The sequence below is a fragment of the Acinetobacter sp. 129952 genome, from assembly GCF_056642055.1.
The window spans coordinates 36,547-48,908 of sequence record NZ_JBWVSU010000009.1; the positions used below are offsets into that span (position 1 = coordinate 36,547).

The 12,362-nt window shown below is 47.0% G+C and carries 12 protein-coding genes; 11 read left to right on the top strand and 1 reads right to left on the bottom strand.

What is annotated here, in order from left to right; translation table 11 throughout:
* The first annotated feature begins 1 nt into the window (after window position 1).
* The 10 genes from paaD (at window position 2) to AC1IR0_RS11160 (ending at window position 9,906) form a co-directional block, all read left to right on the top strand.
* Window positions 2–502, top strand: a complete 501-nt coding sequence (gene paaD, locus AC1IR0_RS11115; RefSeq protein WP_409654699.1) for a 1,2-phenylacetyl-CoA epoxidase subunit PaaD — start codon at window positions 2–4, stop codon at window positions 500–502.
* A gap of 75 nt (window positions 503–577) precedes the next feature.
* A complete protein-coding gene (paaE, locus tag AC1IR0_RS11120; RefSeq protein ID WP_409654696.1) occupies window positions 578–1,636 on the top strand; it encodes a 1,2-phenylacetyl-CoA epoxidase subunit PaaE in 1,059 nt (352 codons plus the stop codon).
* A gap of 42 nt (window positions 1,637–1,678) precedes the next feature.
* Window positions 1,679–2,449, top strand: a complete 771-nt coding sequence (locus tag AC1IR0_RS11125; RefSeq protein WP_409654693.1) for an enoyl-CoA hydratase-related protein — start codon at window positions 1,679–1,681, stop codon at window positions 2,447–2,449.
* Entirely contained in the window at window positions 2,449–3,240 is a 792-nt protein-coding gene (gene paaG / locus AC1IR0_RS11130) for a 2-(1,2-epoxy-1,2-dihydrophenyl)acetyl-CoA isomerase PaaG (RefSeq protein WP_004279188.1), read from the top strand. Before AC1IR0_RS11125 ends, paaG begins: the two co-directional genes overlap by 1 nt.
* Before the next feature lie 3 nt (window positions 3,241–3,243).
* Window positions 3,244–4,797 carry a 3-hydroxyacyl-CoA dehydrogenase gene (locus tag AC1IR0_RS11135; protein ID WP_409654690.1) on the top strand — a complete coding sequence of 518 codons (1,554 nt, stop codon included), beginning with the start codon at window positions 3,244–3,246 and terminating at the stop codon, window positions 4,795–4,797.
* Between the two features lie 11 nt (window positions 4,798–4,808).
* The gene (gene pcaF / locus AC1IR0_RS11140; protein ID WP_409654687.1) at window positions 4,809–6,020 is read left to right on the top strand and encodes a 3-oxoadipyl-CoA thiolase; all 1,212 of its coding nucleotides are present in this window, start codon (window positions 4,809–4,811) and stop codon (window positions 6,018–6,020) included.
* 60 nt (window positions 6,021–6,080) lie between these two features.
* Complete coding sequence (gene paaK / locus AC1IR0_RS11145) at window positions 6,081–7,373, top strand: phenylacetate--CoA ligase PaaK (RefSeq protein ID WP_479741392.1); 1,293 nt, start codon at window positions 6,081–6,083, stop codon at window positions 7,371–7,373.
* Between the two features lie 63 nt (window positions 7,374–7,436).
* Window positions 7,437–8,375, top strand: a complete 939-nt coding sequence (gene paaX / locus AC1IR0_RS11150; protein WP_005172449.1) for a phenylacetic acid degradation operon negative regulatory protein PaaX — start codon at window positions 7,437–7,439, stop codon at window positions 8,373–8,375.
* 31 nt (window positions 8,376–8,406) lie between these two features.
* A complete protein-coding gene (locus AC1IR0_RS11155; protein WP_479741393.1) occupies window positions 8,407–9,015 on the top strand; it encodes a gamma carbonic anhydrase family protein in 609 nt (202 codons plus the stop codon).
* Between the two features lie 129 nt (window positions 9,016–9,144).
* On the top strand, window positions 9,145–9,906 hold the full coding sequence (locus AC1IR0_RS11160) for a class I SAM-dependent methyltransferase (protein ID WP_479741394.1): 762 nt from the start codon (window positions 9,145–9,147) through the stop codon (window positions 9,904–9,906).
* Window positions 9,907–9,966: 60 nt separating this feature from the next.
* On the opposite strand, the gene AC1IR0_RS11165 is transcribed toward AC1IR0_RS11160, so the two are convergent.
* Window positions 9,967–10,776 carry a cytochrome C assembly family protein gene (locus AC1IR0_RS11165; protein ID WP_479741395.1) on the bottom strand — a complete coding sequence of 270 codons (810 nt, stop codon included), beginning with the start codon at window positions 10,774–10,776 and terminating at the stop codon, window positions 9,967–9,969.
* 138 nt (window positions 10,777–10,914) lie between these two features.
* On the opposite strand from AC1IR0_RS11165, the gene ffh reads away from it, so the two are divergent.
* Window positions 10,915–12,321, top strand: coding sequence for a signal recognition particle protein (gene ffh, locus AC1IR0_RS11170; protein WP_005247147.1), 1,407 nt, complete (start codon window positions 10,915–10,917; stop codon window positions 12,319–12,321).
* The last annotated feature ends 41 nt before the right edge of the window (window positions 12,322–12,362 follow it).

The window sequence follows — 12,362 nt, forward strand, 5'->3', positions numbered from 1 at the left end:
CATGAATCTGATTCGACACGTAGAAGATCAATGTTGGGACGTTCTACAGCAGGTTTCTGATCCAGAGATTCCAGTATTGTCAGTGATTGATCTGGGCATGATTCGTGGCGTCGAGCTGAATCAGCAGGGTGAAATTGTGGTGCGACTCACGCCGACCTATAGCGGCTGTCCGGCCACGGATTTATTAAAAGCAGAAATTACCCAGGCTTTCGAGGCGAACGGTTTGACGCCGGTCAAAGTCATTGTGGATCTGTCTCAAGCCTGGACTACGGACTGGATGAGTGAATCGGGCAAACACAAATTACAGCAATATGGTATTGCCCCGCCGCAAGGCCAGTCACATAGCTGTGGTACGCATGTGGCATTGACCGATGGCATCACCTGTCCACAGTGCTTAAGTAACAACAGCAAATTATTAAGTGAATTCGGTTCGACAGCCTGTAAAGCTTTATATCAATGTCGGGACTGCTTAGAAACTTTTGACTATTTCAAATGTATTTGATTGTAACGATTGCGCGGTGGGCAGGGTAAACCAATAACAAGCCTGAACACCGCCACCTAAAAGAAGGATTTTGCCATGAGCCAATTTATACCATTAACCATTAAATCGATTCAGCCACAAACCGAGCAAGCGATCTGCATTGCCTTTGATCTCGCACCTGAGCAGTTGGATACTTTTCAATATCAGCCGGGTCAGCACCTCACCATTCGTCATTTAACCGATGACGGCGAGCTGCGCCGCTGCTACTCGATCTGCAGTGATACTCAGGAAGACATGAGCATTGCGATTAAAAAAATTGATCAGGGTCAGTTTTCAACCTGGGCCAATGCGCATCTCAAAGCGGGCGATGTACTAGAAGTCATGCCACCGCAAGGGGTGTTCTTTCAGAAAGCCGCCAAGGCTGGTGGCCAGAATTATCTAGGATTTGCAGCAGGCAGTGGCATTACGCCAATTTTATCGATTGTAAAGTCGGTGTTGAACCGTCAAGCGGAAGCAACATTCACTCTGGTATATGGCAACCGCTCCTGGAAACAGACCATGTTTTCTGAACAGATCATGGACTTGAAAGACCGTTTTAAGGAACGTCTGCAACTGGTAAATATTTTTTCACGTGAACTGAATGACAGCGAGATCTTTAACGGTCGGATTGATGCGGAAAAATTGCAGCAGTTGTTTCAGGCCAATCTGATTTCAGCAGACACCGATCACTGTTTTGCCTGTGGTCCTGAAGAAATGATGACAGCAGTCGAAACGGTATTACCGACTTGGGGCATTCAACGCAGCAAGATTCATACGGAACGCTTCAATACGGGTACTGCACCGAAAGCAACCGCCCAGCAGATGGAAAGCCGCAGCGAAGAACGCGTCAATATCATCCTCGATGGTCGCGAGCTGATTGTTGAAGTCTCTAAGCAGGATGACAGTATTTTAGATGCTGCGCTACGTGCCGGAGCCGACCTGCCATATGCCTGTAAGGGCGGCGTTTGTGCCACCTGTAAATGTAAGGTGTTAGAGGGACAGGTTGAAATGGCGGTGAATTACAGTCTGGAAGAAGATGAAATTCAGAAAGGCTATGTGCTCAGTTGTCAGGCACGTCCAACCACGGCCAATGTCCGACTCAGTTTTGATGAATAAAAGCTGAATTTACAGCACCGCGAGCATAGCAGGAATTCAAGGATGACCTACATTAAAACCAGCTCACCCAAGCCGGGTGTGGTACTGATCGAGCTAAATCGTCCAGAAAAGCGCAATGCTTTAAACAATGCCACCTTGCAAAACATTGCAGCCTGTCTACAGGACTTGGAAACAGATGCTGCTGTGAAAGCCGTGGTCATCACCGGAAATACGCAATGCTTTGCTGCCGGTGCTGATTTAAATGAGCTGGCACAGTTAGATGTGGTCAGCATCCAGCAGGATCAGCGCCCACTGCTTTGGAAAAAAATTGATGAATTTTCCAAGCCTTTAATCATGGCCGTGAATGGTTATGCCTTTGGTGCAGGTTTCGAGCTGGCTTTACATGGCGACATGGTGCTGACTGGAGAAAATGCCCAGTTTGCCCTGCTTGAAATTGGTTTGGGCATGCTGCCGGGTGCCGGTGGCACCCAGCGCCTGGCCCGTCTGGTTGGTCAGCAATTGACGATGCGCTGGGCCATGACCGGCGAAATGATTTCGGCACAGACCGCATTGCAACATGGTATTAGCAGTCAAGTTTGTCCGGCAGGACTGACCGTGCAATACGCACTGGAACTGGCAGAAAAAATTGCCAAGCAAGCACCGCTGGCCATTCGCGCCATCAAGCAATCTTTAAAGTCGATTCATGAAGTGACTTTAAGTCAGGGACTGAAACTTGAACGTCAACATTTTGTCTGGCTGGCGGCGACCCAAGATCGCCAAGAAGGCATCAATGCATTTTTAGAAAAAAGAAAACCAGAATTTCGAGGTGTGTAATGGATTATCAAACAATTATTGTCGAAGAAAAAAATGCAGTGGGCTACCTGACCTTTAACCGTCCAAAACAGCTCAACAGCTTTAATGAAACCATGCATCAGGAAGTTTCCAAGGTCATCAAGGCCTGGGCTAAAGATAGCCAGATTCGTGCCGTGGTGATTTCAGCCGAAGGCCGCGGTTTCTGTGCCGGTCAGGATCTGAATGACCGTGTGGTCGATCCGAATGCCGATGCACCGGACTTAGGCCTATCGATTGAAAAATATTACAACCCTTTGATCAAGCTGATTACCGAAATGCCTAAACCGGTGATTTGTGCGGTGAATGGTGTGGCAGCAGGGGCAGGCGCCAATATTGCCCTGGCCTGTGACATTGTGGTGGCAGCAAAATCGGCTTCCTTTATTCAGGCCTTTTGCCGTCTTGGTTTGGTGCCAGATTCAGGCGGTACCTGGTTCCTACCGCGTCTGGTCGGCCGTGCTCAGGCGATGGGCCTAGCGATGCTCGGCGATAAAATTCCGGCTGAGCGTGCAGTACAACTGGGCATGATCTGGCAGGTGGTTGAAGATGAGCAACTGCAAGCAGAAGCGAAAAAATTGGCGGAGCATCTGGCTCAGCAACCGACCTATGGTCTGTCCCTGATCAAAAAAGCCATTCATGCCGCAGCAGAAAACAATTTGGATGAGCAGCTCATTCTGGAACGTGACCTGCAACGTCTGGCTGGACGTTCAAGCGATTATAAGGAAGGTGTACAAGCCTTTATGCAGAAGCGTACCCCTGAATATAAAGGATGCTAAATCATGCAACAGATCAATTTGGAACAAGTCAAAGTTGCTGTGGTCGGTGCTGGAACCATGGGGATTGGCATTGCACAACTGGCAGCCATGCACGGGCATCCGACCTATGTGTTTGATCTCGATCGCAGCAAAGTTCAGAGTGCCTTGACTGCTTTAGAGGCGCAGCTGAGCAAGCGCGTACAAAATGGCAAAATGACCCAGCAATTGCTGGAGAGTACCTTCGCCAATCTGATTGTGGCAGAGGACATTCAGCAGCTTGCCGATGCGGGCTTAATTATTGAAGCCATTGTTGAAAAGAAAGAAGTGAAGCAAAACCTGTTTCAACAGCTGGCTGCCATTTGCCCGGAACAGACGATTTTTGCGTCTAATACTTCTTCAATTTCCATTACTGCAATTGCCTCGGCGATTCTGCATCCGGAACGGGTGATTGGGCTGCATTTCTTTAATCCGGCCCCCGTGATGAAACTGGTCGAAATTATCCGCGGACTGAAAACTTCAGCAACGATTGCCGATGCAGTAGTTGATCTGATGAAGGACTGGAACAAGGTTCCGGTACGGGCCAAATCGACGCCCGGTTTTATCGTCAATCGTGTCGCGCGACCGTATTATGCCGAAGCCTTTCGTGCCTTGCAGGAAAATGCCACCACCCCGGAACAGCTCGATTACATCATGCGCGAATGTGGCCGTTTTGCCATGGGACCGTGTGAACTCACCGACCTGATTGGTCAGGATGTGAATTTCTCGGTCACACAAAGTGTCTATCAGGAATTTTTCTATGAGCCACGCTACCGCCCGTCCTTGATTCAAAAAGAACTGGTCGATGCCGGTTGTTATGGTCGCAAGTCCGGTCAGGGTTTTTATGATTACGCTCAGGCCAAGCCTACGCCTGTATATGAATTGCCAGTGTGTTATGCCAAGTCGCTGAATAAGCTCAAAGTCACAGTAAAAGGTGAATGGCTGCACTCAGCAGCACTGATTGAACGTTTAAAACAGGCCTCTCATGTAGAGCTGAGTTTTCAGGCAGCAGAACAGAATGAAATCCTGATTGGTGACCTTTCTCTGCGATTATCGCTTGGCGAATCAGTTGAACTTACCTATCCGCATGAGCCTGTGGTGTTGATGGACTGGCATTCAGATTGGACAAATGCTCAAGCGATTCCAGTGGTTGCATCACCGGCGTGTAGTGCTGAACAGCGCCAGGCAGTGGAGCTATTCCTCATAGGTATAGATATGATACCTATTTGGTCTAAGGATCATCCCGGTCTTTATGTTATACGTAGTATTGCCATGTTGGTGAATGAAGCCTGTGAAGCAGTATTGCATGATATTGCATCAGAACAAGATATTGATTCTGCTATGAAATATGGCGTTAATTATCCTTGTGGTCCATTTGAGTGGGCAGATAGAATTGGATATTACACAATTTTACAAATTTTAGAAAATATGTATCGTATTTATGGTGAAGATCGCTATAGAACTAGTATATATTTAGCAAAGAAAGCGGTGCAGGGACATGCACAGAAAACTCAGCAGCAGCCATTAAGCGTTGCTAGCTAAAAGGAAGAATCATGGAACAGGTTTATATTTTTGATGGAATTCGCACCCCGATCGGACGCTATGCCGGTGGACTGAGCAGCATTCGTGCTGATGATCTGGCAGCGCTACCGATTCAATATCTGAAAGATCAGCATCCGGCCTTGCCATGGGCAGAACTGGATGAAGTGATCCTAGGCTGTGCCAATCAGGCCGGTGAAGATAACCGCAACGTGGCGCGTATGGTTGCTTTACTCGCAGGGTTGCCTGAATCTGTTCCAGCGCTCACCGTGAACCGCTTATGTGCTTCAGGTCTGGATGCCATTGGACTGGGAGCACGTGCCATCAAATCGGGTGAAGCACAATTTGTTTTGGCGGGTGGCGTAGAATCCATGAGCCGAGCGCCTTTCGTGCAATCCAAACCTACGACTGCCTTTAGCCGTACCCCTGAAATTTATGACACCACCATTGGCTGGCGTTTTATCAACCCAAAATTTAAAGCACAGTTTGGCGTTGACAGCATGCCGGAAACGGCCGAAAACGTCGCTGAAAAGTATCAGATTAGCCGTGCAGACCAGGACCTGTTTGCCTATCACAGCCAGCAGAAAACCGCAGTAGCGCAGCAGAAAGGTATTTTTGCCGAAGAAATTCTGCCGGTAGAGGTCAAAGGTCCGAAGAAAACCACTCTGACCATTTCCCAAGACGAGCACCCGCGTGCAGAAACGACGCTGGATAATCTAGCAGCCTTGAAAACCCCATTTCGTAAAGAAGGCGGTTCAGTCACCGCTGGTAATGCTTCGGGTGTTAATGACGGGGCGGCTTGCGTATTACTCGGCAATCAGCAGTTTGCTGAGCAGTATGGTTTGCGCCCGAAAGCTAAAGTGATTGGAATGGCCAGTGCCGGTGTGGAAGCCAAATATATGGGCATTGGGCCGGTGCCAGCAGTACATAAAGTGCTGAAACAGACTGGACTCAGTCTGGAACAGATGGACGTGATTGAGCTGAATGAAGCTTTTGCTGCGCAGTCACTGGCCGTGATTCGTGAACTCGGCTTGCAAGACGATGATTCCAGAATTAACCCGAATGGCGGTGCCATCGCCTTGGGTCATCCGCTGGGTATGAGTGGCACCCGTCTGGTGATCACGGCCATGAAAGAACTAAAACGCCGTAAAGGCAAATATGCACTCTGCACCATGTGTGTCGGTGTGGGTCAAGGTGTGGCACTGGTTTTAGAAAATATGGATTAAACACATCATTCAATCAATGAATTAAACCGTGGTCAGGAAGACTGCGTCAGGAGTAAGAATATGAATAACAATGCAATGGAAAAAATTGAAAAAGTATCGGTTGATGAGTTACGCAGTGTTCAGCTACAGCGTATGAAAAAGACGTTGCAACATGCTTATCAGAACAGTCCGGTTTATAAAAAGAAATTCGATGATGCTGGCGTGCATCCAGACGATTTTAACTCACTGGAAGACCTGGCGAAATTCCCGTTTACCACCAAACAGGATTTACGCGATAACTATCCGTTTGGTATGTTCGCTGTTCCACAGGAACAGATTGTACGTGTACACGCATCTTCTGGTACCACCGGTCAGCCAACCGTGGTGGGTTATACCCAGAATGATATTAATGTCTGGTCGGATGTAGTGGCGCGTTCATTACGTGCAGCTGGCTTGAGCAGTAAAGATATTATTCAGGTGTCTTATGGTTATGGACTGTTTACGGGCGGTCTAGGTGCGCATTATGGCGTTGAGCGTTTGGGTGCAACCGTGATCCCAATGTCTGGCGGACAAACTGATAAACAGGCGCAACTGATTCATGACTTTAAACCGACGGCACTGATGGTCACGCCATCTTACTGCCTGAACATTATTGAAGCGCTTGAGAAGAAATTTGGCACAGCCAAAAACTGCTCGATTAAAACCGGTGTATTTGGTGCAGAGCCATGGACCAATGAAATGCGCAAGGAAATCGAAGAACGTCTGGGTATTGATGCCCTGGATATTTATGGTCTGTCTGAAGTGATGGGGCCGGGTGTCGCAATGGAATGTCTGGAATCCAAAGATGGCCCAACCATCTGGGAAGATCATTTCTATCCTGAAATTATCCATCCGGAAACCGGTGAAGTGCTGCCAGATGGCGAACTGGGTGAACTGGTATTTACCACCATTACCAAAGAAGGCATGCCGGTAATCCGTTACCGTACCCGCGATTTGACCCGTTTATTGCCAGGCACGGCACGCATCATGCGCCGTATGGACAAGATTGTCGGCCGCAGTGATGACATGATGATTATTCGTGGAGTGAATGTGTTCCCGTCGCAGATTGAAGAGCAGATTTTACAGATCCAGCAACTGATTCCGAACTACCAGATTCAGATTTGCAAACAGGGACATCTGGATACATTGCATATCCGTACAGAAATGCGTAAAGATAGCAGTGACATTATGGCGCACCAGCTGGCAACTCAGCTTAAGGGCCAGATTAAAACTATGGTCGGAATCACCGTAAGTGTCGAAGTGTTGCCTGAAGGGAGTCTGCCACGCTCTGAAGGCAAGGCACAGCGCGTGTTTGATATCCGCAAGTCTGCATGAAGTACTATTGGATGATAGCCAAATGGTCTATCATCCAGTTTCTATAAGGTAAAGTTAAACGCAATGAATCCGAAATTAAAACAAATAATTGATGACTTTATTCAAACTGAAGCACTCAGCGGAACCTCATTAATCATGACCATCTTCGGTGACTGTATTTTTCACCGCGGTGGCATCATCAGTCTGGCCAGCCTGATTCAGCTCATGGATGTCTTCGGATTTAATGAACGATCGGTACGGACTGCCGTATTCCGTCTGGTTCAAAATGGCTGGCTGATGTCTGAAAAAATTGGTCGCACCAGCTATTACCGCGTCACTGAAAGCAGCCGCCAGCGTTTTATTATGGCGGATCAAAAAATTTATAGTTTTAGCCATCAGGAATGGGATCAGAAATGGGATCTGGTGCTGCTCAGTTCGGTGGAACTAGAAAATAAACTGGTTCTGAAAAAAGAACTGGAATGGCTGGGCTTTGCCAATATCGCCACCAATGTCATGGCCTATCCGGGCTGTGATCACCAGAAACTGCAAAACCTGCTGCTGAACTTGAAAATGACTGACCAAGTCGTGGTGTTTAAGGCCGAAACTTTGCAGCTCTGGCAGGAATCCTATCCAACTGTAAAACGCATGGTTGCTACCAACTGGCCGGTGCAGGAACTGCATCAGCGCTATGAAAAATTCATTGCGGATTTCCGGGAATTCTTTCATCTGGTGGAACAGGAAGATGAACTGGATCCGGTTCAGGCTTTTCAGCTGCGAATTTTGCTGATTCATCAATTTCGCCGGATTTTACTAAAAGATCCAAATCTGCCTTTTGAATTATTGCCATCCAACTGGCTTTCCCTGAATGCCCGTAATCTGAGCAGTAATTTATATCAAACGGTGGTTGCGGCAGGGGATGAGTTCTTTATGGAGATCGCCCGAACTTCGGAAGGTTCGATGCCGCCGGTACATCCACAATTTTATAAACGTTTTGGCGGTTTGCGACTGGAAGCCGTTAGCTAATCTAATTCTGCATTTTTAAAGGAATAAAATAATGCCGTGTTATGCCATTGATGGGGTGATTCCTGTGGTCAGCCCTCGTGCTTATGTACATCCACAAGCCGTTCTGATCGGGGATGTGGTGATTGAAGAGGGCGTATATATCGGGCCTTTCGCTACTTTAAGAGCCGACTTCGGCGGGATTCACATCCAGAAAAATGCCAATGTTCAAGATTCCTGTACCATCCATGGCTTTCCCGGCAGTGTCACGTTGGTCGAAGAGTATGGCCATATCGGACACGGCGCGATTTTACATGGCTGTATCATTCGTAAAAATGTACTGGTCGGCATGAACAGCGTGATTCTTGATGAAGCCGAGATTGGTGAAAATACCATTGTTGGTGCTAATAGTACGGTTAAAGCCAAGGCCCAAATTCCGGAAAATTCATTGGTACTCGGTAGTCCAGCGCGGGTTATCCGTCCCCTGGACACCAAAGAAATTGCTTGGAAAAGCAAAGGGACACAAGAATATATTCAGCTGACAGAGCGCTGTCTTTCCTCAATGCAGGAGGTCAGTCCTTTAACAGAAGTCTCCGCAGACCGGCTGAGCTATAAAGCCTTCAAGGCAGAATATCAGATCAAGCAGAATAGCTTGAATGACTAAGTTAAGAACATGATTCTATTCATTGGATGAATTCTGCATTTTAAAAACCGGAAGTGACTGAAACCAAATTCCAACTGCATTCCCTGACTGGCTATTTAGACTAAAATAAAACTGGTCTGGAAAGCATATATGGAAAACAGGGAATTTAAAGATTATTTCTCCCAGCAATCACAGGATTATGCCCTGTTTCGTCCGCATTATCCGGATGCATTGGGAAAGCTATTGGCAGAGCTGTCACCAAGTACTAAATTGGCTGTAGATGTCGGCTGTGGTTCTGGACAGCTTTCAGAAGTTTTGGCGAATTACTTTGATCAGGTGCTTGCTATTGATGCGAGTAGTGAACAGATTGCCCAAGCCAAACCGCATCCAAAAATTCAGTATGGTCAGGCGCTCGCTGAAGAGATCCCGTGTGCTGACCATAGTATTGATCTGATTTCGGTGGCTCAAGCAGCGCATTGGCTCGATCTGGAAAAGTTTTATGCAGAAGTCCGCCGTATTGCCCGGCCTAATGCCATTCTGGCATTAATTAGCTATGGCGTGTTCAGTGTAGATGAGCCCCATCTGAATCATTATTTTAAGCATTTTTATGAGGTGACGCTTGCACCGTACTGGCCGCCTGAACGTCGCCATGTAGATGAAGGATATAAAAATCTACCATTTCCATTTCAGGAAATTGCGATTCAGCCACCGGTATTGCAAGTTGAATGGAACTTTTATCAGTTAATTGGTTATATGAGTACCTGGTCAGCCGTGAAAGCTGCCACTAACGCACTTGGACGTAATCCATTGAATATACTGGCAGATGCCTTATTACCAGAATGGGAAGATCCAGAATTGCCTAGAGTGATTCGCTGGCCATTGTCGGTGCGTGCGGGGCGTATCACCGTTTAAAGAATATTCAAACTAAAGCCTGTTTATTGAACAATGAATTGAATATTTCAAGGCTCAGAATTATCGCCCTAGAATCATTTCCAGCACAAATTTAGATCCAATAAAACCCAGTGCCAGCAAGCCAAAACCGAGCAGGGTAAAGCGCACGGCTTTCTGGCCACGCCAGCCAAACTTCCAGTGTCCGATTAATAGGGAACCGTAAACCATCCAGGAAATAATACTGAACGCCGTTTTATGTGCCAGATGCTGAGCAAAGAAATTGTCGATGGTAAAAAAGCCAAAGCCCAATGCGAGAGTAAGTAAAACAAAACCGGTCATCAGCATATCAAACAGCAGGGATTCCATGTCCTGATAAGAGGGTAGCAAACTGACCCAGACCCGGCGTTTCTGCTTCTTTTTCAGCTCACGATCCTGAAAACGTAAAATTACGGCCTGAATGGTTGCCATGAGCAATACTGCATAAGCAGACAAAGACAAAATAATATGAATATCCAGACCCAAAGAGTTTTGTGCGATGATTTTTGCAGGCTGAGTAAACACAAAGCCGAGGATCAAACCTGTGGCAGCTACTGGAATTCCGATCAGGTTCAGGGCGATAATTGGACGATAAGTACTGTAAATAATGCTGAGTAATAGCATTAGACCGGAAGTAAAGGAAAACAGGGCAAAGACATCATAATTGATGCCCAGCGGGGTGTGCATATCACCATACAAGACCAGCGCATGCAAGCCCAGTCCAAGCAGGGCAGTTAGCGATACAAACCATTGATTAGGAGCACGTTTAGACATTAAATGAATGAACAGATACCAGAAGGAAGCGGTATAAGCGACTAATGCTAAGATCGTATAAACCAAGGGGAGGCTAACCATGTCAAACCTTTTTAAGGGTGATGAATATTCATTTATATAAATTCGCTGCGAACTACAGTATCCTATAGCATTCTATGCATAAATTTTCTATTTTAAGAAACAATTTTTTGCTCATGGCTATTTTAAGCGGATTTTGCAATGTTTGATACCTTAACAGAACGACTCACGCAGAGTTTAAGAAATGTTACTGGCTCAGGGCAGCTAACCGAAGACAATATTAAAGATACGTTACGTGAAGTGCGTATGGCGCTTCTTGAGGCCGATGTTGCGTTACCTGTAACTCGTGAATTCATCGCGAAAGTTAAGGAAGAAGCATTAGGCCAGGAAGTGATGACTCAGTTATCTCCTGGGCAGGCTTTTGTCAAAATCGTTCATGACGAATTGACCAAAATGATGGGCGAGGCCAATGAAAGCCTCGACCTCGCTGCAAAACCACCTGTGGTTGTCCTGCTGGCAGGCCTGCAGGGTGCAGGTAAAACAACAACTGCAGCGAAACTTGCACGCTTCTTACAAGAACGTCAAAAGAAAAAAGTCGCGATGGTCTCTGCCGATGTGTATCGTCCGGCTGCGATCAAACAGCTACAGACTGTCGCGGGTGAAGTCGGTGCGATTTTCCTGGAATCTAGCGCAGACGAAAAACCGATTACGATTGTGAATCGCGCGATTGAACAGGCAAAAATCCAGTTTGCCGATGTGCTGATTGTCGATACGGCAGGTCGTTTGCATATCGATGATGACATGATGGGTGAAATCAAAGAGCTGCATGCAGCGATTAACCCGACTGAAACCCTGTTCGTGGTCGATGCCATGACCGGTCAGGATGCGGCAAACACCGCCAAAGCATTTAATGATGCCTTGCCTTTAACAGGTGTGATCCTGACCAAAACTGATGGTGATGCGCGCGGTGGTGCGGCACTGTCAGTACGTGCGATTACCGGTAAACCAATCAAATTCTTGGGTATGGGTGAGAAACTCGATGCCCTGGAGCCATTCCATCCTGAGCGTGTCGCACAGCGTATTCTCGGTATGGGTGATGTACTTTCTTTGGTCGAAGAACTTGAACGCAAGGTCGACAAAGAAAAAGCCGAAAAAATGGCGAAAAAACTGCAAAAAGGCGGCAGCTTCAACTTTGAAGACATGTTGATGCAGTTTGAGCAGATGAACAAGATGGGCGGCATGATGGGCTTCCTGGACAAGCTTCCTGGCATGAGCAATGCCGGTCTGCAAGATGCGTTGGCGCAAGCCAATCCTGAAAAGCAGGTCAAGAAAATGGAAGCGATTATCCAGTCAATGACCTTGAAAGAGCGTCGTAATCCGGACTTGATGAACCCAAGCCGTAAAAAACGTATCGCAGCAGGTTGTGGTATGGAAGTGGCAGAAGTCAACAAGCTGATCAAGCAACATGCCCAAATGGCCAAGATGATGAAAAAATTTGCCAATCCATCGGGTATGGCGAAAATGATGAAATCACTTGGCGGCTTGCAGAAACAGTTTGGCGGCGGCGGTGGTATGGGTCCATTGTTCGGCGGCAACGACAAGAAATAAGTTTTATTTTAAAAAAAGGCGCAATATGCGCCTTTTTTTAT

Coding starts and splice junctions, on each gene's coding strand:
- paaD (WP_409654699.1), top strand. CDS start 2: ATGAATCTGATTCGACACGTAGAAGATCAATGTTGGGACGTTCTACAG.
- paaE (WP_409654696.1), top strand. CDS start 578: ATGAGCCAATTTATACCATTAACCATTAAATCGATTCAGCCACAAACC.
- AC1IR0_RS11125 (WP_409654693.1), top strand. CDS start 1,679: ATGACCTACATTAAAACCAGCTCACCCAAGCCGGGTGTGGTACTGATC.
- paaG (WP_004279188.1), top strand. CDS start 2,449: ATGGATTATCAAACAATTATTGTCGAAGAAAAAAATGCAGTGGGCTAC.
- AC1IR0_RS11135 (WP_409654690.1), top strand. CDS start 3,244: ATGCAACAGATCAATTTGGAACAAGTCAAAGTTGCTGTGGTCGGTGCT.
- pcaF (WP_409654687.1), top strand. CDS start 4,809: ATGGAACAGGTTTATATTTTTGATGGAATTCGCACCCCGATCGGACGC.
- paaK (WP_479741392.1), top strand. CDS start 6,081: ATGAATAACAATGCAATGGAAAAAATTGAAAAAGTATCGGTTGATGAG.
- paaX (WP_005172449.1), top strand. CDS start 7,437: ATGAATCCGAAATTAAAACAAATAATTGATGACTTTATTCAAACTGAA.
- AC1IR0_RS11155 (WP_479741393.1), top strand. CDS start 8,407: ATGCCGTGTTATGCCATTGATGGGGTGATTCCTGTGGTCAGCCCTCGT.
- AC1IR0_RS11160 (WP_479741394.1), top strand. CDS start 9,145: ATGGAAAACAGGGAATTTAAAGATTATTTCTCCCAGCAATCACAGGAT.
- AC1IR0_RS11165 (WP_479741395.1), bottom strand. CDS start 10,776: ATGGTTAGCCTCCCCTTGGTTTATACGATCTTAGCATTAGTCGCTTAT.
- ffh (WP_005247147.1), top strand. CDS start 10,915: ATGTTTGATACCTTAACAGAACGACTCACGCAGAGTTTAAGAAATGTT.